Annotated in this window: 25 protein-coding genes; 10 read left to right on the top strand and 15 right to left on the bottom strand. The window is 70.3% G+C overall.

Annotated features, from left to right (window positions below):
- The first annotated feature begins 66 nt into the window (after window positions 1-66).
- The 7 genes from MXC99_RS15825 (at window position 67) to MXC99_RS15795 (ending at window position 7,448) form a co-directional block, all read left to right on the top strand.
- Window positions 67-2,928, top strand: a complete 2,862-nt coding sequence (locus tag MXC99_RS15825) for a monovalent cation/H+ antiporter subunit A (protein ID WP_247726380.1) — start codon at window positions 67-69, stop codon at window positions 2,926-2,928.
- Window positions 2,929-3,324 (top strand): Na+/H+ antiporter subunit C, encoded by a 396-nt coding sequence (locus MXC99_RS15820; protein ID WP_247726379.1) that lies wholly within the window; start codon window positions 2,929-2,931, stop codon window positions 3,322-3,324.
- Window positions 3,321-4,841, top strand: coding sequence for a monovalent cation/H+ antiporter subunit D (locus MXC99_RS15815; RefSeq protein WP_247726378.1), 1,521 nt, complete (start codon window positions 3,321-3,323; stop codon window positions 4,839-4,841). The genes MXC99_RS15820 and MXC99_RS15815 overlap by 4 nt, the downstream gene beginning before the upstream one ends.
- Window positions 4,841-5,368 (top strand): Na+/H+ antiporter subunit E, encoded by a 528-nt coding sequence (locus tag MXC99_RS15810; RefSeq protein WP_247726377.1) that lies wholly within the window; start codon window positions 4,841-4,843, stop codon window positions 5,366-5,368. The genes MXC99_RS15815 and MXC99_RS15810 overlap by 1 nt, the downstream gene beginning before the upstream one ends.
- Entirely contained in the window at window positions 5,365-5,634 is a 270-nt protein-coding gene (locus tag MXC99_RS15805; protein ID WP_247726376.1) for a K+/H+ antiporter subunit F, read from the top strand. The genes MXC99_RS15810 and MXC99_RS15805 overlap by 4 nt, the downstream gene beginning before the upstream one ends.
- A 7-nt stretch (window positions 5,635-5,641) precedes the next feature.
- The gene (locus tag MXC99_RS15800) at window positions 5,642-6,043 is read left to right on the top strand and encodes a Na+/H+ antiporter subunit G (protein WP_247726375.1); all 402 of its coding nucleotides are present in this window, start codon (window positions 5,642-5,644) and stop codon (window positions 6,041-6,043) included.
- Window positions 6,044-6,260: 217 nt separating this feature from the next.
- On the top strand, window positions 6,261-7,448 hold the full coding sequence (locus tag MXC99_RS15795; RefSeq protein ID WP_247726374.1) for a pseudouridine synthase: 1,188 nt from the start codon (window positions 6,261-6,263) through the stop codon (window positions 7,446-7,448).
- Between the two features lie 88 nt (window positions 7,449-7,536).
- Here MXC99_RS15795 and mnhG read toward each other — a convergent pair whose 3' ends face one another.
- From mnhG to MXC99_RS15720, 15 genes are all read right to left on the bottom strand, one after another.
- Entirely contained in the window at window positions 7,537-7,905 is a 369-nt protein-coding gene (gene mnhG, locus MXC99_RS15790) for a monovalent cation/H(+) antiporter subunit G (RefSeq protein WP_247726373.1), read from the bottom strand.
- Window positions 7,902-8,321, bottom strand: a complete 420-nt coding sequence (locus tag MXC99_RS15785; protein WP_247726372.1) for a monovalent cation/H+ antiporter complex subunit F — start codon at window positions 8,319-8,321, stop codon at window positions 7,902-7,904. The genes mnhG and MXC99_RS15785 overlap by 4 nt, the downstream gene beginning before the upstream one ends.
- A complete protein-coding gene (locus MXC99_RS15780; protein WP_247726371.1) occupies window positions 8,318-8,845 on the bottom strand; it encodes a Na+/H+ antiporter subunit E in 528 nt (175 codons plus the stop codon). Before MXC99_RS15780 ends, MXC99_RS15785 begins: the two co-directional genes overlap by 4 nt.
- Window positions 8,846-8,847: 2 nt before the next feature.
- On the bottom strand, window positions 8,848-10,341 hold the full coding sequence (locus MXC99_RS15775) for a proton-conducting transporter membrane subunit (RefSeq protein WP_247726370.1): 1,494 nt from the start codon (window positions 10,339-10,341) through the stop codon (window positions 8,848-8,850).
- Entirely contained in the window at window positions 10,338-10,814 is a 477-nt protein-coding gene (locus MXC99_RS15770) for a sodium:proton antiporter (protein WP_247726369.1), read from the bottom strand. The genes MXC99_RS15775 and MXC99_RS15770 overlap by 4 nt, the downstream gene beginning before the upstream one ends.
- Window positions 10,815-10,964: 150 nt before the next feature.
- Window positions 10,965-13,739 (bottom strand): hydrogen gas-evolving membrane-bound hydrogenase subunit E, encoded by a 2,775-nt coding sequence (gene mbhE, locus MXC99_RS15765; protein ID WP_247726368.1) that lies wholly within the window; start codon window positions 13,737-13,739, stop codon window positions 10,965-10,967.
- A gap of 139 nt (window positions 13,740-13,878) precedes the next feature.
- Window positions 13,879-14,094 carry a hypothetical protein gene (locus MXC99_RS15760; protein ID WP_247726367.1) on the bottom strand — a complete coding sequence of 72 codons (216 nt, stop codon included), beginning with the start codon at window positions 14,092-14,094 and terminating at the stop codon, window positions 13,879-13,881.
- Window positions 14,095-14,249: 155 nt separating this feature from the next.
- Window positions 14,250-15,449: an ABC transporter permease gene (locus MXC99_RS15755; RefSeq protein ID WP_247726366.1), complete on the bottom strand. Its 1,200-nt coding sequence runs from the start codon at window positions 15,447-15,449 to the stop codon at window positions 14,250-14,252.
- Window positions 15,450-15,454: 5 nt separating this feature from the next.
- Window positions 15,455-16,663: an ABC transporter permease gene (locus MXC99_RS15750; RefSeq protein ID WP_247726365.1), complete on the bottom strand. Its 1,209-nt coding sequence runs from the start codon at window positions 16,661-16,663 to the stop codon at window positions 15,455-15,457.
- A gap of 31 nt (window positions 16,664-16,694) precedes the next feature.
- The gene (locus tag MXC99_RS15745) at window positions 16,695-17,387 is read right to left on the bottom strand and encodes an ABC transporter ATP-binding protein (protein ID WP_247726364.1); all 693 of its coding nucleotides are present in this window, start codon (window positions 17,385-17,387) and stop codon (window positions 16,695-16,697) included.
- Window positions 17,388-17,420: 33 nt separating this feature from the next.
- On the bottom strand, window positions 17,421-18,572 hold the full coding sequence (locus MXC99_RS15740) for an efflux RND transporter periplasmic adaptor subunit (protein ID WP_247726363.1): 1,152 nt from the start codon (window positions 18,570-18,572) through the stop codon (window positions 17,421-17,423).
- 13 nt (window positions 18,573-18,585) lie between these two features.
- On the bottom strand, window positions 18,586-19,485 hold the full coding sequence (locus MXC99_RS15735; protein ID WP_247726362.1) for a restriction endonuclease: 900 nt from the start codon (window positions 19,483-19,485) through the stop codon (window positions 18,586-18,588).
- Window positions 19,482-19,901 carry a HEPN domain-containing protein gene (locus MXC99_RS15730; protein ID WP_247726361.1) on the bottom strand — a complete coding sequence of 140 codons (420 nt, stop codon included), beginning with the start codon at window positions 19,899-19,901 and terminating at the stop codon, window positions 19,482-19,484. The genes MXC99_RS15735 and MXC99_RS15730 overlap by 4 nt, the downstream gene beginning before the upstream one ends.
- Window positions 19,885-20,217, bottom strand: a complete 333-nt coding sequence (locus MXC99_RS15725) for a nucleotidyltransferase domain-containing protein (protein ID WP_247726360.1) — start codon at window positions 20,215-20,217, stop codon at window positions 19,885-19,887. Before MXC99_RS15725 ends, MXC99_RS15730 begins: the two co-directional genes overlap by 17 nt.
- Before the next feature lie 24 nt (window positions 20,218-20,241).
- Window positions 20,242-21,984, bottom strand: coding sequence for a glutamine--tRNA ligase/YqeY domain fusion protein (locus MXC99_RS15720; RefSeq protein WP_247726359.1), 1,743 nt, complete (start codon window positions 21,982-21,984; stop codon window positions 20,242-20,244).
- Window positions 21,985-22,162: 178 nt separating this feature from the next.
- Between MXC99_RS15720 and MXC99_RS15715 the strand changes: the two genes are divergently transcribed.
- From MXC99_RS15715 to MXC99_RS15705, 3 genes are all read left to right on the top strand, one after another.
- Window positions 22,163-23,299 (top strand): mechanosensitive ion channel family protein, encoded by a 1,137-nt coding sequence (locus MXC99_RS15715; RefSeq protein ID WP_247726358.1) that lies wholly within the window; start codon window positions 22,163-22,165, stop codon window positions 23,297-23,299.
- Complete coding sequence (gene crcB, locus MXC99_RS15710; protein ID WP_247726357.1) at window positions 23,296-23,679, top strand: fluoride efflux transporter CrcB; 384 nt, start codon at window positions 23,296-23,298, stop codon at window positions 23,677-23,679. Before MXC99_RS15715 ends, crcB begins: the two co-directional genes overlap by 4 nt.
- Window positions 23,680-23,815: 136 nt before the next feature.
- Entirely contained in the window at window positions 23,816-24,481 is a 666-nt protein-coding gene (locus tag MXC99_RS15705; protein WP_247726356.1) for an OmpA family protein, read from the top strand.
- Window positions 24,482-24,522 lie beyond the last annotated feature (41 nt).

Genomic DNA, 24,522 nt, shown 5'->3' with positions numbered 1-24,522 from the left:
CGGGCGGGCGTGGCCGTCGCCCGCCATCCAACCTATCGGCGCCGCCCGGCGCCGGCGGACTGATCGATGAGCCTTGTCCTGATCGTGCTGTTGCCCCTGATCGGCGCGCTGCTCCCGGCGCTGATGATCCGTGCCGGGCGCAACGCCTGCGTGCTCTCCGCATTCACGTTCAGCTTGCTCGCCTTCGCCCTGCTGCTCTCGCACGCGCCGGCGGTGTTCCGCGGCGAAGTCGTGCGTGCGGGCTGGAACTGGCTGCCCGCGCTCGGCCTGCAGGCGAACTTCTTCCTCGACGGGCTGGGCTTCTTCTTCGCCGGGCTGATCCTGGGCATCGGCCTGCTGATCATCGTCTATGCCCGCTTCTACCTCGCCAAGGACGACCCGATGGGGACGTTCTACAGCTACCTGCTGTTGTTCCAGGGGGCGATGGTGGGGATCGTGCTGTCGGACAACATCCTGCTGCTGCTGGTGTTCTGGGAGCTCACCAGCCTGTCGTCCTTTCTCCTGATCGGCTACTGGAAGCACCTCCCCGAAGGCCGCCAGGGCGCGCGCATGGCGCTGACCGTGACCGGCGCCGGCGGCCTGGCGATGATCGCTGGAATGCTGCTGCTGGGTGAGATCGCCGGCTCCTATGACCTCACCGACATCCTGCAGCAGAAGGAGGCGATCCAGGCTTCGCCACTGTACCTGCCGGCGCTGCTCCTGATCCTCGGCGGCTGCTTCACCAAGAGCGCCCAGTTCCCTTTCCATTTCTGGCTGCCGCACGCGATGGCGGCGCCCACCCCGGTGTCGGCCTACCTCCATTCAGCGACCATGGTGAAGGCCGGCCTGTTCCTGCTCGCGCGGATGTGGCCGGTGCTCGCCGGCACCGCGGAATGGTTCTACCTCGTCGCCACCACCGGCCTGCTGACCATGCTGATCGGCGCCTTCATCGCCTTGTTCAAGGACGACCTGAAGGGGCTGCTGGCCTACTCCACGGTCAGCCATCTCGGCCTGGTGACGATGCTGTTCGGCTTCGGCACGCCGCTCGCGGCGGTCGCCGGGGTGTTCCACATCCTCAACCACGCCACCTTCAAGGCCGCGCTGTTCATGAACGCGGGGATCGTCGACCACGAGACCGGCACCCGCGACATCCGGCGCCTCGGCGGCCTGCTCCAGCTGATGCCGGTGAGCGCGACGCTGGCGCTGGTGGCGGCGGCGTCGATGGCCGGCCTGCCGCCGCTGAACGGCTTCCTCTCCAAGGAAATGATGCTGCACGAGGCGGCCGCGACCGCGTGGCTGGGCAACGGCTGGGTGGTGGCGGCGCTGGCCACGCTCGCGGCCTGCTTCTCGGTGGCCTATTCCTTGCGCTACATCGTGCACGTCTTCTTCGGCCCCCGGCGCGACGACTACCCGCACCCGCCGCACGACCCCCCGGTCGGGATGTGGCTGCCGCCGGCGCTGCTGGTGGTGCTGGTGGTGCTGATCGGGCTGTTCCCCGAGACCCTCGCCGGACCGCTGGTGGCGGTGGTGTCGGGCGCGGTGACCGGCGGCGCGGCGCCCGACTACCGGCTCGCGCTGTGGCACGGCTTCACCCCGGCACTGGGCCTGTCGGCGATCGCGCTGGCCGTCGGCGGCGGTGCCCTCGCCGCCTATCCGCGGCTGCGCGCGCGGTGGCAGGCGGGGGCCCATCCCGAGGCCAAGGCGATCTTCGATGGCGTGCTCGCCGCCGCGGTGGCGGGCTGCCGGCGGCTGATCCACGGCGTCCATAACGGTTCCCAGCAGCGCTCGGTGGCCTTCCTGGTCGGGGCGGTGACCGCCGCCGGCTTTGCCGCCTTTTCCGCCGCGCCCCATGGCGCCGGCACGCGCGCGCTGCTGCCCGCGGTGCCGGTCGCGGTGGTCGCCTGGGTGCTGCTGCTGGGCGGCTGCGCGCTCGCCCTCCTGCTCTATCGCAAGCGCCTGCTCGCGGTGGTGGCGGTGGGGGCGGTCGGCCTCATCGTCTGCGTCGCCTTCCTCTACCTGTCCGCGCCCGATCTCGCCCTGACCCAGATTTCGGTCGAAGTCGCCACCGTGATCCTGATCCTGCTCGCGCTGTATTTCCTGCCCAAGGAAGGGCCGCTCAGCTCCAGCGCCCAGCGCCAGCCGCTGCGCCATCTGCGCGACGGCGTGCTGGCCGGTGCCGCCGGCCTGGGGATGGCGCTGGCGAGCTGGGCGATGCTGACCCGCGACGGCAGCTCGCTGTCCGGCTATTACCTGGAGAACGCGGTTTCGGGCGGAGGCGGCACCAACGTCGTGAACGTGATCCTGGTCGACTTCCGCGGCTTCGACACCTTCGGCGAGATCACCGTCCTCGGCATCGCCGCGCTCGCCATCTACGCGCTCCTCGACGGCGCCCTGCACGGCCGCGTCGGGCGCCGGCTGAGCGCGTGGACGCCGGATCTGCCGGTGTCGGTCGACCGCCACCCGATGATCATGGTGGTGGCGACCCGGGTGATGCTGCCGCTGGCGCTGCTGGTCGGGGCTTACATCTTCCTGCGCGGCCACAACCAGCCCGGCGGCGGCTTCATCGCCGCGCTCGTGGTGTCGATCGCGCTGATCATGCAGTACATGGCGAGCGGCTTCGGCTGGGCGGCGCAGCGGGTCAAGGTCGATTACCACGCCCTGATCGGCGCCGGGGTGCTGATCGCCGCCCTCACCGGCATCGGCGCGATGGTGCTCGACCAGCCCTTCCTGACCTCCACCTTCGGCCATTTCCACCTGCCGCTGGTCGGCGAGTTCGAGCTCGCGAGCGCGATGGCCTTCGATACCGGGGTGTTCCTGACCGTGGTCGGGGCGGTCATGCTCGCCCTCGCCAACCTGTCGCGGATGGGCCGGCGCGCCGGCCACCTGCCGGTGAACAAGGCGCCGATGGACATCGACCCGAGCGCGGTCCCGCCCCAGGAGCAGAACTGAATGGAATTTCTCGTCGCCACCGCGATCGGCGCGATGACCGCCGCCGGCCTCTACCTGGTGCTGCGCGCGCGCACCTTCCCGGTGGTGCTCGGCCTGTCGCTGCTGACCTACGCGGTCAACCTCTTCCTCTTCGCCACCGGCCGGCTGGCGGTCAATCGGCCGCCGGTGATCGGCGCCGCGGCGACCGCCTACGTCGACCCGCTGCCGCAGGCGCTGGTGCTGACCGCGATCGTGATCTCCTTCGGCATGACCGCGGTGATCGTGGTGATGGCGCTGCGCGCCTACCTCGAAACCGGCAACGACCACGTCGATCTGCCCGGCGACGCCGACCCCGAAGCCCGCGTCGACGACTGGAAGCAGCGCCCGCGCCGGGCCGCGGGCGGAGAGCGGCGATGAACCACTGGCTGATCCTGCCCACCCTGCTGCCGGCGGTGGTCGGCGCCGTGCTCGTCATCGCCGTCCGCCACGACGTGCTGCTGGCGCGCATCTTCGCCCTCGCCTCGGGCGTGCTGCTGCTCGCGGTCGGCCTCGTCCTGCTGGCGATGTCGGCCGATGGCGAAGTGCGCGTCTATGCACTCGGCGCCTGGCCGGCGCCGTTCGGCATCGTGCTCGCGCTCGATCGCCTGGCGGCGCTGATGCTGGTGCTGACCGCGGTGCTCGGGCTGGCGGTGCTGGTGTACGCGGTCAATGGCTGGGACGAGCGCGGGCGGCACTTCCATCCGCTGCTCCAGTTCCAGCTGATGGGCCTCAACGGCGCCTTCCTGACCGGCGACTTCTTCAACCTGTTCGTGTTCTTCGAAGTCCTGCTGATCGCCTCCTACGGCCTGATGGTGCATGGCGGCGGCGGGCTGCGGGTGAAGGCCGGGGTGCAGTACGTGGTGGTGAACCTGATCGGTTCCTCGGTGTTCCTGATCGCCGTCGGCCTCATCTACAGCGTCACCGGCACCCTCAACATGGCCGACCTGGCGCGCAAGGTGCCGCAGGTCGCCGCCGCCGACCAGGCCTTGCTCCACACCGGGGCGGTGCTGCTGCTGCTGGTGTTCGCGCTCAAGGCGGCGCTGGTGCCGCTGCACTTCTGGCTCCCCGGCACCTATGCCAACGCGCCGGGACCGGTGGCGGCGCTGTTCGCGATCATGACCAAGGTCGGCGCCTATTCGATCCTGCGCCTGTACATCCTCGCCTTCGGCGCCGAGGCCGGCGGCGCGGCCTGGCTGGCCGCCCCCTGGCTGCTGCCGGCCGGGCTGCTGACCCTGGTGCTGGGCATGCTCGGCGTGCTCGCGGCGCGCAGCCTGGGGCAGATGGCGAGCTTCGCGGTGATCGCCTCGATGGGCATGCTGCTGGCGACGGTGGCGCTGTTCACCGTGCAGGCGACCGCCGCGGCGCTCTACTACCTGCTCCATTCCACCCTCGCCGCCGCGGCCCTGTTCCTGATCGCCGACCTCGTCGCCGAGCGCCGCGGCGTGCACCGCGACCGCTTCGACCTCGCCCCGCGGCTGGCGCAGGGGGGGCTGCTCGCCGGCCTGTTCTTCGTCGCCGCCATCGGCATCACCGGAATGCCGCCGCTGTCGGGCTTCATCGGCAAGCTGCTGATCCTCGACGGTGCGCGCGCCGCCGCCCAGGCGGGCTGGTTCTGGAGCCTGATCCTGGGCACCTCGCTGATCGCCATCGTCGGCTTTTCGCGCGCCGGCAGCCTGCTGTTCTGGAAGTGCAGCGCGCTCGAGGCGCCGGCGCCGGCCTACCGCGCGGCGCCGGCGCTGCCCTTCGTCGCGGTCGGCGGCCTGCTCGCCGGGCTGGTGGCGCTGACCGTGTTCGCCGGCCCGCTGCATCGCTGGCTGGAGCTCACCGCGGCGCAGCTCTACGCTCCGGCGGGCTATATCGAGGCGGTGCTCGGCACCGCGGGAGGAACGCACTGATGGCCCGCAACCCTGCCGCCGGGGGCCGGCGCAGCCTGACTACGCGCTGGCTGCCGCACCCGCTGCTGACGCTGGTGCTGGTGGTGCTGTGGATGCTGCTGCTGAATAGTTTCAGCGTCGGCGGGCTGCTGGTGGGCCTCGGCCTGGGCCTGCTGATCCCGATCGCCACCAGCGACTTCTGGCCCGGGCGCCCGCCGGTGCGCGCCTACCGCAAGGTGCTGTCCTACTCCGCGCTGGTGCTGTGGGACGTGATCGTCGCCAACCTCCAGGTTGCGCGCCTGATCCTGTTCCGCCGCAACGACCGGCTGCGCGTGCGCTGGGTGACGCTGCCGCTGGAACTGCGCTCGCCCGAGGCGATCACGATGCTCGCCGGAACGATCACGATGACGCCGGGCACGGTGTCCTGCGACCTTTCCGCCGATGGCCGCAGCCTGCTCGTGCACTGCCTCGACGCGCCCGACGCGGAGGACGCGGTGCGCCAGATGAAAGAGCGCTACGAGGCCCGCCTGAAGGAGATTTTCCCATGATCGAGCCTGCCCTCGACTTCGGCTTCTTCGCCGTCTCGCTGGCCCTGCTGCTGAACCTGTGGCGCCTGCTGCGTGGCCCCTCGGTGATGGATCGGGTGCTGGCGGTCGACACCATGGTGATCAACGCCATCGCCCTGATCATCCTGTTCGGCATCGAGCAGCGCACCACGATGTTCTTCGAGGCCGCGCTGCTGTTCGCGATGTTCGGCTTCATTTCCACCGTCGCCTACTGCCGCTTCATCCTGCGCGGCGACGTCATCGAGTGAGGCGGCGATGAACTTCGTCCTCGAACTGGCGATCGCCGCGCTGATCGTGCTCGGCGGCGTGTTCGCCCTGGTCGGTTCGGTCGGCCTGGTCAAGCTGCCCGACCTGCTCACCCGCCTGCACGCCCCGACCAAGGCCACTACGCTCGGCGTCGGCGGCGCGCTGGCGGCGTCGATGCTGTTCTTCTTCGGCATCGAGGACCGGCTATCGATCCACGAGCTGCTGATCAGCGTGTTCCTGTTCCTCACTGCGCCGATCACCGCCCACTTCATCGCCAAGGCCCATCTCCACGAGCACGTCGACCTGCGCGACCGGCTTCCGCCCACCGGCCGCCCGCAGGGCTGGAGCACGTTCGACGGCGTGCCCGAAGCGGACGACGCCGAGCGCGACAGTGAACCGCCGCCGCGCTGAAGGCCGGCCACGGCGGCGGCCCGCCCGCGCTCGGCGACTGAAACCGCTGCGGCCTGCGCAGGGGTTTGGGCGATAATGCAGGCTTCGGGTGCGCTGCCGGTAGCATCGGCGCGACCGCGCCGACGGCCCGACGGCCCGCCTCCTTTCCCCGGCCCGCTCCGCATGCGGCTTGTCCAGGAATCCTCTTGTCTTGAATACCGTACGCCGAACGCCTCCCGTGCCCGCTCCGTCGCGCATCCGCGGCACCCTCAAGCTGCGCCCCCGCGCAAGCGAAGAACAATCCGCCACGAGCGAAGACGAGCACGGCCAGCCGCCCGCCCGCCCGACACCGGAGGCGCTTCCCGCGGGACGGAAGCGTCCGTCTCCCGAAGGGAAGGCGCGTCCGCCCCGTACCCACGGTGCCGATGCGGGCAAAGGCAAGGCGCCCGTGCCTTCCGCGGGCAAGAGCAAGGACGCGGGCAAGGGGCCGGGCAAGTATCCGGGCAAGGCTCCGGAGCGCCCGCGCCCGGCGGGCGGCGGCAAGCCGGGGCGCAGCGCCGGGGACCGTGACCGGCTTCCCCCGCTACCGGCTGCGGCGGAGCGCGGACCGCGCCCCGAGCGCGGGGCACGCGCCGCCGGGCCGGCGCCTTCCCGCCCGGCGCCGGCCGCGCCACCGCTGCCGCCGGCAGCACCGCCGCCGGACGGCGTGCGCCTGTCCAAGGTGATGGCCGAGCGCGGGATCTGCTCGCGCCGCGAGGCCGACGAGTTCATCGAGCGCGGCTGGGTCTTCGTCGATGGCAAGCGGGTATCCGAGCTGGGGGTGCGGATCGATCCGCAGGCGCGCATCACGCTCGCCCCCGAGGCGACGCGCACCCAGCAGCAGCGCGTCACCATCCTGCTGCACAAGCCGGTCGGCTACGTCTCCGGCCAGCCCGAACCCGGCTACGCCCCGGCGGTGAGCCTGATCGGCGCCGACAACCAGTTCGATCGCGACCGCGCACAGCGCTTCCACCCCAGCCAGCTGAAAAACCTCGCCCCCGCCGGAAGGCTGGACATCGACTCCACCGGCCTGCTGGTGCTGACCCAGGACGGGCGCATCGCCCGCCAGCTGATCGGCGAACATTCGGAAGTCGACAAGGAATACCTGGTCCGGGTCGAAGGCGATCTCGCCGCCGACGGCCTCGCGCTGCTCAACCACGGCCTCGAACTCGACGGCCGCAGGCTGCGCCCGGCCAAGGTGGAGTGGCTCAACGAAGACCAACTGCGCTTCGTCCTGCGCGAAGGGCGCAAGCGCCAGATCCGGCGGATGTGCGAGCTGGTCGGGCTGACGGTGGTGGGCCTCAAGCGCGTGCGCATCGGCGGAGTCAAGCTCGGCGACCTGCCGCTGGGCCAGTGGCGCTTCCTGCGCGACGACGAGCAGTTCTGAACGGCGCCGCCCCGGCGACGGCTTTTTCCGCTTCTTCGCCCGCCGGTAAGGCGGTCGCCGCGCCGGGCGTTGCGCCGCCGCCGCGGGGTCAGGGGGGCGGTTCTTCCTCCGCCCGCCGTTCTGCCTGCAGATCGCGCGCGAGGGCGTCGCCCAGCGCACCGGTTTTCGGCGTCATGCCGCTGCGATGGGCGGCGCGGGCCACCGCATGCGCGGCCAGCGGCGCGCTGGCGAGCACGATGACGAGCGCGAAGACGGCGCCGAGCGCGCTCGCGCCGCTGCTCGCGGCGGCCACGCCGCCGAGCACGAGGGCGGCCCCCAGGGCCCCCGCCTTGCTTGCCGAATGCATGCGGGTGTAGCTGTCGGGGAGGCGCAGCACGCCGATCGCGCCGACCAGGCCGATGAGCGCGCCGCCCAGCAGCAGCGCCGACGGCAGCCAGGCGAGCAGACCGTGGCTCATGGCGTGTCCTCCCCGGAAGGCGCGTCTTCGGTGGTGCGCCCGAGCGCCGGCGGATTCCGTCCCGCGCGGGCTGGCACCGGGGTGGCTGCGGCGGGCGGCAGGGGGGTGTCGGCCGTGGTCACGCGCTCGTCGGGGCCGCGGCCGCGGCGGCGGAACATCGGGATGAAGGCGGTGGTGCCGAGGAAGGACACCAGCGCCAGCACCACCGCGGCGTCGAGCAGCACGGCCTGGGCGGTGGCCAGCGCGAGCAGGGCGATGACGCCGATGCCGATCATGGTGAGGGCGTCGATCGCCACCACGCGGTCGGTGGCGTGCGGCCCGCGGATCAGGCGGATCAGGATCAGCGCCGCGCTGACGCCCTGCAGGGCGAAGGTGAGCGGCAGCACCCAGGCCGCACCGGCGATTTCGCTCATCATGGCGCGTGCTCCCCGGCGCGGGGCGCCGGTGGGGAAGGCGCCGGTGGGGGGGCTTCGCCGGCGTCGATCCAGCGCAACAGCCGGCGTTCGATCTCGCGCACGCCGTCTTCGACCGCATCGGCGTCGCCTGCGTCGAGGACGTGGATGTACATCAGCCCCGACTGCGGCGCGTAGTCGAGCGCGAGGGTGCCCGGGGTGAGGGTCAGCAGGCAGCCCAGCAGGGTGGCGATGCGCTCGTCGTCGCGTGCGAGCCGCATGCGCACGACGGCCGGCGCGGGCGCGACGCGGCGGCCGAGCACGATGCGCGCGACGTGGACGGTGGCCTTGAAGACCTCGGCGATGAACCACAGGCCGAAGGCGGTACCGATTTCGAGCCGGCGGACGTAGCGGCGGATGCCGAGCAGCTCGGCCGCGAGGCGCAGTGCGACGTGGATGGCGAGGAAGGCGGCGACCACGTCGAGCGGGCTCAACGCACCGGCAAAGGCGGCCACGCCGAGCGCGAGCAGGATGTGCACTCCGAGCATCTTCAGTGTCCTCCGTCGCCGGTGGCCGCGGCGATGTAGCCGGCGGGGGCGCCGAGCTGGTCGGCCGCAGCCACCGCGTAGTCCATCACCGGCCCGGCAGCGAGACCGATCGCCACGGTCATCGCCGCAAGCGCGCTGACCACCCATCGCGCCGGGCGGAGGCCGTCCGCGCTGCGCTCGCCCTCGTGCCCGGCCGGATGCGGCTTGAGGAAGGCCTCGTTCCAGATCTTGCTCATCGACAGCAGGGTGAGGAGGCCGGTCGCCAGCGCCACCGCCGCCGCGCTCCAGGCGCCGGCGTCGAGGGCGGCCCTGACCAGCGCGAACTTCGCCCAGAAGCCCGACAGCGGCGGAATGCCGGCGAGCGACAGCGCGGGAATCGCGAACAGCAGCGCCAGCCCGGGCGTGCGCGCATACAGCCCGCCCATCGCCGCGAGCCGCTCTGAACCGGTGAGGTGCGCGGCGATGCCGCCGATGAGAAACAGGTTGGCCTTCACCACGATGTGGTGGATCAGGTAGAAGATCGCCCCGGCGAGCGCCAGCGGGGTCGCCAGCGCGAGGCCGAGGATCATGTAGCCGACCTGGCTGACGATGTGGAAGGACAGAATGCGCCGCACCTCGACCTGGGCCGCGGCGCCGAGCACGCCGATCAGCATCGTCGCGCACGCCACCCACAGCAGCACCTCGTGGACGATCCCCGGTTCGGGCCAGAACAGGGTGACGCTGCGGATCAGCGCATACACCCCGACCTTGGTCAGCAGCCCGGCGAACAGTGCCGACACCGGGGGCCAGGCGACGTGGTAGGACGCCGGCAGCCAGCCGAACACCGGGAACAATGCGGCCTTGATCGAGAACGCGGTGAGCATCAGCACTACCGCGGCGTGCGCGCTTGCCGGCACCTCGTCGGCGGCGAAGGCCTGCGCCAGCAGCGCCATGTTGAGGCTGCCGCTGGCGCCGTAGAGCATCCCGGCGGCGAGTAGGAACATCAGCGTCGCCACCAGGTTCAGCACCATATACACCACCGTCCCCGCCAGCCGGCGCTTGCCGCCGCCGAGCACCAGCAGGGCGAAGGAGCCGGCCAGCAGCACCTCGAACCAGACGTAGAGGTTGAACACGTCGCCGGTGACGAAGGCGCCGCACACCCCCACCAGCAGGCCGTGCACCAGCGGATGGAAATTGCGCCCGCGGGCCGGATCGTCGTCGCGGGCGAGGGCGAAGGCGATCACCGCAGCGCCGACGATGCCGGTGATCGCGACCATCACTGCGGACAGACGGTCGATGACCAGGGTGATGCCGTAAGGCGCCGCCCAGCCGCCGGCCTGGGTGGCGAGGATCTGCCCCTGCGCGGCGAGCCCGACCAGCACCAGCCCGGCCGCGGCAAGCGCGAGCGCGCCGGCGAGACTGAGCGCGCTCACCGCGCGTGGCGACCGGCGCGCGAGCAGGGTCAGCACCAGGGTGGCAAGCGGGATCAGCAGCGGGGCGACGATCAGTGTGTTCATGCGTGGCCCCCGTCCGTGTTGCCCGCCCGCGCGGCGCCGGGCTGCGCCAATGCGCAAGTGCGTACGGCCGGGCGTGCGGTCGCCGCGGCCGGAGTGGGGGCAGGGGCGGCGGCAGGCCGATCCGGCGCCGGCTCCTCGGCCACCGCGGTGATGCGGTCGGTCTCGAGGTGGTCGTGCAGCTCCCAGCTGCGCTTGAGCACCGCGAGGGCGAACACGAACAGGGCGAAACCGATCACGATCGCGGTCAGCACCAGTGCCTGCGGCAGGGGGTTGGCGGCGAGCGCCGGGGCGCCGGCCTCGGTGACGAAGGCGGCGGCGCGGCCGTCGATGCGGCCGGCGGTGAATACCGCCAGATTCACGCCGTTGCCCAGCACCACGATGCCGAGTACCACGCGCAGCAGCCCGCGGTCGAGCAGCATCCAGGTGCCGATCGCGACCAGCAGGCCGACGGTGATGGAGAGGATGATTTCCACTTCAGTATGCGCCGAGCCGCCTCAAGCGTACTGACACCCCCTTGGGGGGGTGAGGCAGGGATTTCGCGGCGCACCGCGCCGTGCCTGCCGAACGGGTCGGCTGTGCAAAGCGGACCCTCCGCGAACGCAGTGAGCGTGGGGGTAGTTTCATCAGGTTTCCCGCGCCAGCAGACGGAACAGCATGTGCAGCACCGCGCCGAGCACGGTGAGGAACACCCCGAGGTCGAACAGCAGCGGCGTGCCGAGCGCCAGCCCGGCGGGGAAGATCCACCGCCCGGCAAGGAAGGCCTGGCCCTGCAGCAGGCCGATCAGGCCCGCGCCGACGGCCACTGCCAGCCCGATCGCCAGCAGCGCCAGCGGCGGCAGGCGCAGCGCCGCGCGTGCCCGATCGACGCCGAAGGCCAGCGCCAGCAGCACCGCCGCGCAGGCCGCCACCAGAGCGCCGATGAAGCCGCCGCCGGGCAGGTTGTGGCCGCGCCACAGCCGCACCAGCGCGATCAGGGCGAGCAGGGCGGACAGCGGCAGGATGCCCTGGCGCAGCAGCACCGAAGCGAAATCGGCGCTGCCTTCGCCCGCGCCCCCGGGGTGCTCGTCGCGGGGGCCGTTTCCGATGCGCTTGGCGGCGTGCCGGTGTCGCCTGCCGCCGCCAAGCAGGGGGGCGGCGGCCAGCCCGGCAAGGGCGACGACGAGGATCTCGCCCAGGGTGTCGAGGGCGCGGAAGTCCACCAGGATCACGTTCACCACATTTGCGCCCTGGCCCGCGGCCAGGCTGTGGTCGAGGTACCACTGGGCGATGTTGCCGGGCAGCGGCTGGCTCACCGTGATCAGCATCATCGCGGTGACCACGGTGCCGATGACGATGGCGACGAGGGCGTGGAAGCGCCGCGCCGCCGGCTTGCGCGAGCCCACCTGGCGCGTCGGCGGCAGCCGGCGCAGTACCTGGGCGAGGAAGACCACGGTGAGCGTCTCGACCATCAGCTGGGTGATCGCCACGTCCGGGGCGCGCGCGGCGAGAAAGACCAGCGCCAGGCCGAGGCCGCTCGCCCCCAGGGTGGCGACCAGCGCGACCCGACCGGGCATCGTCGCGGCGGCGGCGGCACCCGCCACCGCGAGCACACAGCCGAGCAGGGCGGCGACGTTCACCGGACTGGCCACCTCCGGCCACAGCAGGTCGTCTGCGCTCGAGGCCACCAGCCCGATCAGCGCGAAGCCGGTGATCGCCAGCACCAGCGCGCTGATGTGCTGGCGCAGCGAGCCGTGCTGGAAACGGTCGGCCACCTGCGTGGCGAACGCGAACACGCGCTTGAGCAGGCGGTCCCAGATCCTGTCGCCGCTCACCCGCCACCGCACCCGCCACCGCGCCAGGCGGCGCCGCAGCCGGGTGCGCTGGAGGTAGAACAAGACCCCGAGCGCCACCGTGAGCAGGCTGGCGAGCAGGGCCGGGGTGAAGCCGCTCCACAGGTAGAGATTCACCGGTACCGTGGTGCGCGACACCGCCTGCACCGCGGCATCGATCAGCCACACTTCGGCCAGATTGTTGAAGGCGCCGAACACGAAGCCGCCGACCGCCAGCAGCATCGGCCCGATCCACATCGGCACGCTCACCTCGTGCGGCTCGTGCGGGTAGCGCCCCTCCCTGCCGAGGAAGCTGCGCACGAAGACGAGACCCGCGGCGGTCAGCAGCAGGGCGTTGGTCACGATCATCACCGCGGTGGTGATCCAGCCTGCGGGTCCGAGCTCGATCAGGCCGGCGTAGGTGAACTCCTTGGCGATGAAGCCGAAGAAGGGCGGCAGCCCGGCGTTGGAGAACGCCGCCAGCGCCACCGCGAAGCCGGTCAGCGGCATGTGCCGGATCAGCCCGCCGAGCAGGGCGATCTGGCGCGTGCCGGTGGCATGGTCGATGGCGCCCACCGCCATGAACAGCGCCGCCTTGTAGAAGGCGTGCGCCACCAGGTAGATGGCGAAGGCCTGCAGGCCGTAGTGGGTGTTGGTGCCGAGCAGCATGGTGAGCTGGCCGAGCACGGTCACCGTGGTGTAGGCGAGCACGCGCTTGAGGTCGGTCTGGCGGAGCGCCAGCACCGCGCCGACGAGCGCGGTGGCGGCACCGACGGTGATCAGGATCGTGCTCCAGCTCGCCGAGCCGCCGAGCGCGGGGTTGAGGCGGGCGAGCAGATACACGCCGGCCTTCACCATCGTCGCCGAGTGCAGATAGGCCGACACCGGCGTCGGCGCCGCCATCGCGTTCGGCAGCCAGAGGTGGAAGGGCAGCTGCGCCGACTTGGTGAACGCGCCGATCAGCACCAGGGTGAGGATCGCCGGGTAGAGCGCATGATCGGCGATGGCCCCGGCTGCCAGCCCCGAGAACTGCCAGCTGCCGCCCGCGCTGCCGAGCAGGATCAGCCCGGTGAGCAGGGCCAGGCCGCCGCCGCCGGTGATCAGCAGCGCCTGCAGCGCCGCGCGGCGCGACGCCGCCTGGTCGTGCTGGAAGGCGATGAGCAGGAAGGAAGTGACGCTGGTCAGCTCCCAGAACACGAACATCGCGATCAGGTCGTCGGCCAGCACCAGGCCGAGCATCGCCGCCATGAAGCCGAGCAGATAGGCGTAGAAGCGCCCGAGGTGGTGGTGGTCGGACAGGTAGGCGCCGGTGTACAGCACGATGAGGGTGCCGATGCCGCTGATCAGCAGCGCGAAGAGCAGGGACAGGCCGTCGAGGCGGAAGGCGAGCCCGATCTCGAGCGCGGGCACCCAGGCCAGGGTTTCGGTGAGGGCACCGCCGTGGGCGATTTCGGGCACGAGGGAGAGGAAATGGCCGAACACCGCCAGCGGCGCCAGGGCCAGCAACCATCCGGCGCGCTCGTCGAAGGCGCGCGCGAGCAGCGGCGCGAGCAGCATCGCGCAGGCGATGAGGCCTAGGCTCGCGAACATGGCACCGCCTTCGTGTGCTGCATGCAAGCGATCTCCCCGAACGGTGCGCAGCGGGCGCTTGTTATTCTGATCGTGGAAAACAGACCGCCCCCCTCGCTTCGAGGTTCCGAGGGCGCCCTGGCCGGAAGCGCCTTCGCGTTCAGTGCACGGCGTGCGGCGCGTGCCGGTGGATCAGGGCCTTGAACTCGGGATGCGGCTCGTACAAACCGCTGCGCCGGGCAAAGCAGTGCGCGAGCGGGCAGGCCTGCCCGGGCGGGCAGCCGTGTTCGCAGGCGCATTCGCGGCGGGTTTCATCGAGCAGCACCATTTCGTGGATGACTTCACAGCGGCCGATCGGGGCGTCGAAAATGCTCATGATGATCTCCTTGAACGGTGATGCAGTGCGCTGGATCGTGAGCGATGCCACAACCTTTTTTCAAGTCTAGACTCGGGCAGGTTTCCTGCCGCGGGATCGGAGCCGGGATTGATTGAAATCAATGTTCTCCCGGGCTCCGCGTCCTGCGGCGGCGCTCACTCGGCGCGCAACGCCTCCACTGCGTTCAGCCGCGCGGCCCTGCGCGCCGGCAGGACCCCCGCGGCCAGTCCGATCAGCACCGCGAGCAGTTCGGCGGCGGCGACGAAATGCCACGGTGTGGCGACTGGCAGCGCCGGCAGCAGCAGCGCGGCGGCCTGCGCCAGGCCGGCGCCGAGCACCAGGCCGAGGATGCCGCCGGCCGCCGCGAGCACCACCGCCTCGCCCAGGAACAACACGAGGATGGTGCGCCGGCGCGCACCGAGAGCGACCAGCAGGCCGATCTCGTTGGTGCGCTCGGACACCGCGATTGTCATGATGGTGACGATCCCGACCGCACCCACGAGCAGCGAGATCCCACCCAGCGCACCGACCGCGGCGGTGAGGATGCCGAGGATGTTGGATAGGGTGGCGAGCATGTCCTCCTGGGTGATCAGGGTGAAGTCCTCGCGCCCGTGGCGCGCGCTCATCAGCGCCCGGACGTCGTCGGCGACTGCGGCCGCGGCCAGCCCCTCGTCGTAGGTGAGAGCGATCTCCATCACCCCGTCGCGCTTGAACAGCGCCAGGCCGCGCGCCACCGGAATGTAGGCGGCGTCGTCGAGGTCGACGCCGAGGAACTGGCCTTTTTCTTCCATGATGCCGATCACGCGGAAGCGCTCGGCACCGATCTGCACGCGCTCGCCGAGCGCATTGCCGGCACCGAACAGCTCGCGCTTGAGCTTGGCGCCGAGGACCACGAAGGGGCGGGCATGGGCGTCGTCGTCGGGCGGCAGGAACTGGCCGACGACGACGTGGATGGCGTAGACCTGCTGCATCTGCGGGCCGACCCCGAGCACCGTGGTGCGGCGCACGCGGCCGCGGGCGCGGACTTCGGCGTTGCCGCTGACCGAGGCGCTGAGGTGGCGCACCCGGGGCAGGCGGGCGAGCGCCGCGGCATCGTCCAGGGTCAGCTCGCGTGCGGTCGAGGGTAGCCCCGGCGGGCCGCCGCGCGCGCCCTGGCGGCCCGGCGTGAGGCTGATGACGTTGGTGCCGAACTGGCTGAATTCGGCGAGCACGAAGCGGTGCAGGCCCTCGCCGATCGAAGTCAGCAGGATCACCGCGGCGATCCCGACCGCAATCCCGAGCAGGGTCAGGAAGCTGCGCAGCCGGTGTGCGCTCAGTGCGCGCAGGGCGAGGTGGAGGGTGTCTTGCCAGCGCATCGAGGTCAACGCCTGGACAAGGCCTGCACCGGGTCGAGGCGGGCGGCGCGGCGCGCGGGCAGGGTGCCGAACAGGATGCCGGTGCCGAGCGCGGTGGCGAGCGCGGCGAGCACCGCCCAATCCGGCGGCCAGGCGGGCAGCACCGGCCACGCCAGGCGCACCCCCCAGGCGCCGGCGTGACCGAGGGCGAAGCCGGTGAGCGCACCGGCCAGCGACAGCAGCGCGGCCTCGGCCAGGAAGGCGGCGCGGATCGTCGCCGTGCCCGCGCCGAGCGCTTTCATCAGGCCGATCTCGGTGGTGCGCTGGGTGACGGCGACCAGCATCACGTTCATCACCAGGATCCCGGCCACCGCCAGGCTGATCGCGGCGATGCCCGCCACCGCCAGGGTCAGGGCGCCGAGGATGCGGTCGAAGGTGCCGAGCACCGCGTCCTGGGTGATGACGGTGATGTCGAGCTCGCCTTCGCGGCGGGCGCGCAGCAGTTCCTCGATCTGACGCTGGGCGGCGGGCAGGGCGTCGCGGCTGCGGGCCTCGACGAAGATGCGGAACAGACTGTTGGTGTCGAACATCGCCTGTGCGGTGGCGACCGGCACCAGGACCAGCTCGTCGGTCGTCATCCCCAGCCCGCGCCCGGCCGGGGCGAGCACGCCGACCACGCGCAGGCGGTGGTCGCCGATGCGGATCATGCGCCCGAGCGCGCCCTGGTTGCCGAACAGTTCGCGGCGGATGGTGTCGCCGATCACCGCGACCGCCGAGGCGCGGCCGAAGTCCTCGCGCGGCAGGAAGCTGCCCTGGCTGATGCGCAGGCCGCGCAGCACGAGGAAGTCTGCGCTGGTGCCCACCACCATCACTTCGCGCAGTCGTCCGGCGGCGGCCACTTCGCTGTTGCCGACCGCCAGCGGCGCCACCCGCTGCACCAGCGCCAGGCGCAGGAGGGCGGCGGCGTCGTCGTTGGTGAGCTCGCGCGGCGTACTGGCGACGAAACTGCCGGGATTGACGCCGCCGGTCTCGGTGCGCCCGGGCAGCACGATCAGCAGGTTGGCGCCGAGCGCGGCGAACTCGTTGACGACGTAGCGCCGTGCGCCGTCGCCGAGCGCGGTCAGCACCACCACCGCGGCGACCCCGATCGACATCGCCAGCATCATCAGCGCGGTGCGCAGCGGGTAGGCGGTGGCGGCGCGGGTGGCGAAGCGCAGCGTGTCGGCCGGGCTCATGGGGCGCCTTGGAGCCGGCCGGCGGACGCGGTCACGCACCCCCCTCCGTACGCAGATCCTGCGCGATGGCGCCGTCCTCCATCAGGATCCGGCGCCGCGCGCGCGCGCCCATCACCGGGTCGTGGGTGACGACGATCAGCGTGGTACCGGCGGCGTTGAGCGCCTCGAGCAGGGCGGTCACTTCCTGGCCGGTGGCACGGTCGAGGTTGCCGGTCGGCTCGTCGGCGAGCAGCATCGCCGGGCGCATGATGGTGGCGCGGGCGATCGCGACGCGCTGGCGCTGGCCGCCGGAGAGCTCTTCGGGGCGGTGGCCGGCGCGCTCTTCGAGGCCGAAGTCGCGCAGTGCCTGCGCCACGCGCGGCGCCCGCGCGGCCGCGGGGACGCCGGCCAGCATCAGCGGCAAGCCGATATTCTCGGCTGCGGTCAGGCGCGGCACGAGGTGAAAGCTCTGGAACACGAAACCGATGCGCGCGCGCCGCACCGCCGCCTGCTCGTCGGCCGACAAGGTGGTGACGTCGCGACCTTCGAGGCGGTAATGGCCGCGGTTGGGGCGGTCGAGCAGGCCGAGCAGGTTGAGCAGGGTGGACTTGCCCGAGCCCGACGGCCCCATCACCGCGGCGTATTCGCCGGCGTCGATGCGCAACGAGACCTCGCGCAGGGCGTGCACTTCGCTGTCGCCGAGCTGGAAGCTGCGGTCGATGCCGTCGAGTTCGATCTGGGCCATGAGGTTTTCCGCAGCGCGCCGGCGCGTCCGGGTTCAGGGCGCCGCCGGGTCCTGCCGCACCGTCACCGCGGCTCCCGCGACCACGCCTTCGCGCTCCAGCGAAGTGACGATGCGTTCGCCGGCGACGAGGCCCTCGAGCACCTCGGTGTATTCCCAGTTGGCGATGCCGGTCTTGAGGCGGCGTTCGGTGAGGATGCCGCCCTCCGCGACCAGCACGGTGCTGCCTTCGCGCAGCGCGGCGGTGGGAATGCGCAAGGTGTCGGTGCGGGTCGCGAGCACGATCTCGACGTCGGTGCTGTAGCCGACGAGCAGACCGCGCGCTGCGGCCGGGTCGGCGAAGTCCACATCCACCGCGACCGTGCGCGCCTGCTTTTCGACCGCGGTGATGTAGGGCGCGACGCGCCGCACGCGGCCTTCGAAGACCTTGCCGGGGATCGCCTCGAGCGTGATCCGCACCGGCAGGCCGGGTTCGATCCTGGGCGCGTCGATCTCGTCCATCGGCGCCTTTACGTACAGGCAGGCGTCGTCGATGAGGTCGATCGCCGGCGGCGTCGGCACGCCGGGCGGGGAGGGCGTGGAGATCTCGCCCAGCTCGCCGGAAATCTGCGCCACCGTGCCGGCGAAGGGCGCCACCAGCACCAGGCGCTGGCGCTCGGTGGTGGTGGCGGCGAGCTGCGCCGCGGCGGTGTCGGTGTCGGCGCGCGCGGTGTCGCAGGCGGTGCGGCGCGCGTGCGCCTCGGTGCGGGCCTTTTCCTCGGCGCTGGTGGAGACGAAGCCGCGCCCGGCCAGCGCCGTCTGGCGTGCCGCTTCGCGCTCGGCGTTGTCGGCCACGGTGCACGCTTCCCGTGCGCGCTGCTGTGCGGTGGCGAGCTGCGCCCGGTTCACCGCCAGACGGGCGTCGAGATCGCCATGCCACAGTCGCATCAGCACCTGCCCGGCCTCGACCCGGTCGCCTTCCCTGACCCCCAGGTAATCGATCCGCCCACCGGCGATGGTCGCCATCTTCGCCCGCTGGCAGGCTTCCACCTCGCCCGCCCGGGTATTGGTCAGCGTCGCCTCGACCGTGCCGCGCGCGACTTCGTGCACCACCACTTCGACCGGTTGGGGCCGGGTAAACCACCAGATGCCGGTGGCGATCAGTCCGGCAAGCAGGGCGAGAAGGAGAATGCGGGGCAGCGTCTTCATCACGAGGATGAGCTTAAAGATCGTCGAAGAAGTCGCTGTCCAGACGCTTCAGCTCGATCCTGCGCTTGAGCGAGACGCCGACGTTATGCTCGACCGCGAGTCGGGCAAGCTCTTCGCCATCGATCAGAACCAGTCGCAAGTGCGGCAACTCGACCGCGCGCCTCGCATCCTGGGTGAATCGACTGGTCGTCACGAAGACTCCACGGTTTGCACCGTGCTTCGCCAGCGCACCGAGGAACCCGTTGATGTCCGGGCCGCCTACCGGGGCGTCCGCCCAACGTTTTGCCTGCAGATAGATCCGATCGAGCTTGAGACGATCCTCGTAGATCACGCCGTCGATGCCTCCGTCGCCGGAGCGCCCGGTCACTTCGCCGACGCCGTAACCCATTGCGGCGAGAAGACGCACGACGAAGCGCTCGAAGCTCGCTGGGTTGATCGACCGAAGCTGGGTGAGGACTTCCTGCTCCAGTGCTTCCTGGATTTCCGCCAGGGTTTCGTCGATCTGCTCTTCGGGAGTCAAGGTTTCGTCGGGTTCGGCCCCGAGGGAGATTCCTGGTGCATCGGGATCGGGAGAGGCGACGGCTTTCCAGCTGCCCATGCCGCGAGTCTCGAAATACTTCCGATCGAGCTGGAAGGGCAGGTCAGGTAGGGCTGCGCAGCCTTTTTCCGAGATCCGGAACAGTCCACGGCCACAGCTTTCGATGAGTCCGGTCTTGTTGAGGTCGCTCTTTGCCCAGCCAACCCTGTTCAAATATCTGGAGTGTCCGCTGGGAAGGATTTCTGCGAGGTCCTCGTCGGTCAGCGCCAGCCGTTCCGCAAGCTCTTGCGATGCTTCGCGCAGATTGCGCGCACGCCCATCGGCGATCAGGTCGAGCAGGGGGCGCATCAGTTCGTGGTACTTGGGAACACTCATGGCGACTCCGCTTCAGGTTTGCTTACGCCCGTCAGTACGGCTTCACTCCACTCGAGTACTGCGATGATTTCTGTCTGTGTGAGCGCTCGATCGAGGGTAAAGCTCTGGTCCAGTTCGCTGTCGTATCGGGCTGCAACACCGAAGGGAGTCAGCCTTTCGAGGAGGGTGCTCTGCTTCGGCGGCTGGATTCCATTCTGCCGGAGCAGGGCGAGAAGCATCGCGATGTTGTGCGTTCTTGGGAATACGACATTGGCGCTGGCGAGAACGGCCTTGAGGGCCTTCTCGGCGGCTTGCTGGGCGTGGAATCCGATGACCCAGTCCGGTGCGGCATGGTCGGGCACGAGTTGAACAACCACGTAGGCATCGTCGCGGGCCCTGCGCAGTAGCCCGAGCGCGAACTCAGCGGGGGAACTCATGGATCCGGCCCTCGTGAACGGCCCGCCAGGCGAGCGTGTTCGGTTGAGCGCGTTCCTGCTCGAACGCTTCGTCGCTCATCACGACGACATCGGCAGGAATCAATTGGCGGCCGAGCAGGGCACCGAGGCGGGCCATTTCATCGAAGCGGTTGCGTACTTCGGGCTCGATCACCAGGAGGTCGAGATCGCTGTCTGCGCGGGCGTCTCCGCGCGCTTGCGAGCCGAACACGATTACCCGGCTACCCGGAGGCAGACGGCCGCGCAGGCAGGCGAGCGAGGCGACGATCGGGTCGGTTGTACGGTCGGCACTGGCCATGCTCGCTCTCCTGTCAGCGTGGTGTCACTTCCCGCCCTTCGCCCACGAATCCTTCAGCGTCACGGTGCGGTTGAACACCGGGGCGCCGGGGCGTGAGTCGGCGCGGTCGGCGACGAAGTAGCCGTGGCGTTCGAACTGGAAGTGGTCCTCGGCCTGCGCATCCTTCAGTGCCGGTTCGAGGTAGGCGGTGATCACGCGCTTGCTGTCCGGGTTGAGGTCGTCGATGAAGTCGCGCTCGGCGTCCGGTGCGTCGCCCTCGCGGCGCTGGCCGGGGTGGGGGTGGGCGAAGAGGCGGTCGTAGAGGCGCACTTTGGCCTGGTAGGCGTGCGCGGCCGAGACCCAGTGCAGGTTGCCCTTGACCTTGTAGTTGTCGGCGCCGGGAGTGCCGGATTTGGAATCGGGCAGGTATTCGGCGAGCACCGCGGTGATGTTGCCGGCGGCATCCTTCTCGCAGCCGGTGCATTCGACCACGAAGCCGTAGCGCAGGCGCACCCGGTTGCCCGGGTAGAGGCGGTGGAAGCCCTTGACCGGCGCTTCCATGAAATCCTCGCGCTCGATCCACAGCTCGCGCGCGAAGGGCATGTCGCGCTTGCCGAGCTCGGGCTTGAGCGGGTGGTTGGGCGCCTGGCACAGTTCGGAGGCGCCTTCGGTGTAGTTGGTGAGGACGAGCTTCAACGGATCGAGCACGGCGACGCGGCGCTCGGCGGCCTCGTTGAGGTCGTCGCGCATGCATTCTTCGAGCACGCTCATGTCGATCCACGAATCCGCCTTGGAGACGCCGATGCGCTCGGCGAAGCGGCGGAAACCCGCCGGCGTGAAGCCGCGCCGGCGCGCGCCGGCGAGCGTCGGCAGGCGCGGGTCGTCCCAGCCGTCGACGTGGCCGTCGTTCACCAGCTGGATCAGCTTGCGCTTGGAGAGCACGACGTAGGTGAGGTTCAGCCGGGCGAACTCGATCTGCTGCGGCAGCGGGCGCGGGAAGCGGCCGGCGCTGGCGAGCGCATCGAGCAGCCAGTCGTAGAACGGGCGCTGGTCCTCGAACTCGAGCGTGCAGATGGAATGGGTGATGTTCTCGATCGCGTCCTCGATCGGGTGGGCGAAGGTGTACATCGGGTAGATGTGCCAGGCGTCGCCGGTGCGGTGGTGGGTGGCGTGGCGGATGCGGTAGATCGCCGGGTCGCGCAGGTTGATGTTGGCGCTCGCCATGTCGATCCTGGCGCGCAGGATGTGCGTGCCTTCGGCGAACTCGCCGGCGCGCATGCGCGCGAACAGGTCGAGGTTCTCGGCCACGCTGCGGTTGCGGTACGGGCTGTCCTTGCCCGGCTCGGTGAGGGTGCCGCGGTTGGCGCGCATCTCTTCGGCCGACTGCGAATCGACATAGGCCTTGCCGGCCTCGATCAGGCTCTGCGCGCAGGCGTACATGGTGTCGAAGTAGTCGGAGGCGAAGTACAGATGCGCCCCCCACTCGAAGCCGAGCCAGTGCACCGCCTCGACGATCGCATCGACGTATTCCTGCTCTTCCTTCTCCGGGTTGGTGTCGTCGAAGCGCAGGTGGCAGACGCCGCCGTAGGCCTGGGCCAGGCTGAAGTTCAGGCAGATCGACTTGGCGTGGCCGTAGTGCAGGTAGCCGTTGGGCTCGGGCGGAAAGCGCGTCTCGACGCGGCCGCCCCATTTGCCGGTGCGATTGTCTTCGTCGATGAGGTTGCGGATGAAGTTGGAGACGACGGGGGCGTCGACGAGCGGGGCGGCGGAGTTCTTTGCGGGTTTCATCGGCTGGGGATAAGGGAGGGGGCCGGGTAGCGACCGGTTTTCGATGGATCCGATTGTAGCCGATCCCGACGATGCATCTTGCGTGCCGCAGGTGACGCCCAGGGTACGGGCAATCCATGAGCGGCCCCGGGGCGTCGGCCGCTAGAATCGAGGCTTGTCCGACTCCACAAGGGTTCCAATGCCCGAGACCGAAGCTTTTGCCTGGCTCGAACGGCCGCTTTCCCGCCTGACCGGCGGCGACCACACGTTGACGCTGATCCTGCAGCTCTTCCTCGTCGTACTGGCGGTCGTCGTCGCCAACTTTTTCTTGCGCCGCATGCTGGCAAAACTCGAAGCACGTACCCGCAACACTCCGACCCCGTGGGACTTCGCGCTGGTTTCGGCTGCGCGCAAGCCGCTCACCGTGGTGGCGTGGGTCATTGGCCTCGCATTCGCCGCGCGTATCGTGCAGACGGAGACCGAAGCTGCCCTGTTCGAGGCGATCGATCCGCTCCGCACCGTGGGCGTGATCGCCTGCATGGCGTGGTTCCTGGTGCGCTTCATCGGCAATGTCGAGGATGCGGTGATGATTCAGCGGCAGCGCCGGGGCGAATCGATCGACCGCACTACGGTCGACGCGATCGGCAAGCTGCTGCGGGTGTCGGTGATCATTACCGCGGTGCTGGTCGCGCTGCAAAGCCTGGGTTTTTCGATTTCCGGCGTGCTCGCCTTCGGCGGCATCGGCGGCATCGCGGTCGGCTTCGCAGCAAAGGATCTGCTCGCCAACTTTTTCGGCGGGCTGATGGTGTATCTCGATCGCCCTTTTGCCGTCGGCGACTGGGTGCGCTCCCCCGACAAGCAGATCGAGGGCACGGTGGAGGAGATCGGCTGGCGGCTGACGCGCATCCGTACCTTCGACAAGCGCCCGCTGTACGTGCCCAACTCGGTGTTCACCCAGATCACCGTGGAGAACCCTTCGCGCATGACCAACCGACGCATCAACGAAGTCGTCGGCGTGCGCTACGATGACGCCGGAAAGGTGGCGGCGATCGTCGAGGACATCCGGGCGATGCTGCGCAGCCATGAAGAAATCGATCAGAGCCAGACCCTGATCGTCAATCTCAACCAGTTCGGCCCTTCCTCGCTCGACATCATGATCTACACCTTCACCCGGACGACCGCATGGGTGCGCTTCCACCAGATCAAGCAGGACGTCATGTTGAAGGTGGCCGGTATCGTGGCTGCGCACGGGGCCGAGATCGCGTTCCCGACGCGGACCCTTCACCTGGTCGGAGGTGAAGGTGGAGCGGAACAGATGGCGGGAGCAGAACGATGAATGTCGCAGCATTTGCCGCCGTGGGCCTGGGTGCGGCCTGCGGCGCGTGGCTGCGCTGGGGTCTGGGCGTCTGGCTCAACCCGGCCTTTGCCCTCGTCCCGCTCGGCACACTGGCGGCGAATCTGGTGGGCGGGCTGCTGATGGGTTTTGCCCTGGGGGCGGTGCAGGCATGGCCGACCATGGCGCCGGCCCTGAGGCTGCTGCTGACGACCGGCCTGCTGGGCGGGTTGACGACTTTTTCGACCTTCTCCGCGGAGGCTTTTCACCTCCTGCAGCGCGGCGCCCTCGGCTGGTTCGGCCTCCATCTGCTGATCCATGTCGCCGGTTCGGTGCTGATGACCTGGGCCGGCTACGCGCTGTTCCACGCCCTGCGCGGTTGAGTGCAGCCAAGCGCGGCCGCGTCCGGCGAGTCGCCGCCGTCCGCCGTTGTCATGTCCTGTTGCACTCCGGTGGGCTAGAGTGGAAGCGCCACCCGGCGATAATTCCCGAACCCGCAATCCAACGGAGGCAAACAACATGAACAAGCTCGTCCTTTCCCTTTCCGCCCTCACTCTGGCGATCGGTGGCCTGTCCGGCTGCGCCAACATGAGCGAGACCCAGCGCGACACCGGCATCGGTGCGGGGATCGGCGCGGTGACCGGGGCGATCATCGGTCGCGCCACCGCCGGCGGCGACAAGTCCAAGAGCACCGCGACCGGGGCCGCGGTCGGCGCCGCGATCGGCGCGGCGGGCGGCTACCTGTGGTCGCAGCGCATGCAGGAGCAGAAGGCGGCGATGGAGCAGGCGACCGCCGGCACCGGCGTTGGCGTCAGCCAGACCGCCGACAACCAGCTCAAGGTCGACATCCCGAGCGACATTTCCTTCGATACCGGGCGCTACGACATCAAGCCCAACATGCGCCCGGTGCTCGACCGCCTCGCCACCAGCCTGAACCAGCACCCGGTCACCACGGTGACGATCATCGGCCACACCGACAGCACCGGCTCGGATGCGATCAACGATCCGCTGTCGGTCAATCGCGCCGCCGCGACCCGCGACTATCTGGTGATGCGCGGGGTGGCGGCGCAGCGCATCGCGATTGACGGCCGCGGCTCGCGCCAGCCGATCGCCGACAACGCGACCGCCAGCGGCCGGGCGATGAACCGGCGGGTGGAAATCTTCATTGCCGAACCGGCGCGCTGAAAATCGCGCGCGTCGCAACAACGCCCGGCCCGGATTCGCCC

The organism is Thauera aromatica, assembly GCF_023093595.1.
Lineage (GTDB): Bacteria > Pseudomonadota > Gammaproteobacteria > Burkholderiales > Rhodocyclaceae > Thauera > Thauera aromatica_A.
This window is presented reverse-complemented; position numbering and strand designations above follow the sequence as displayed.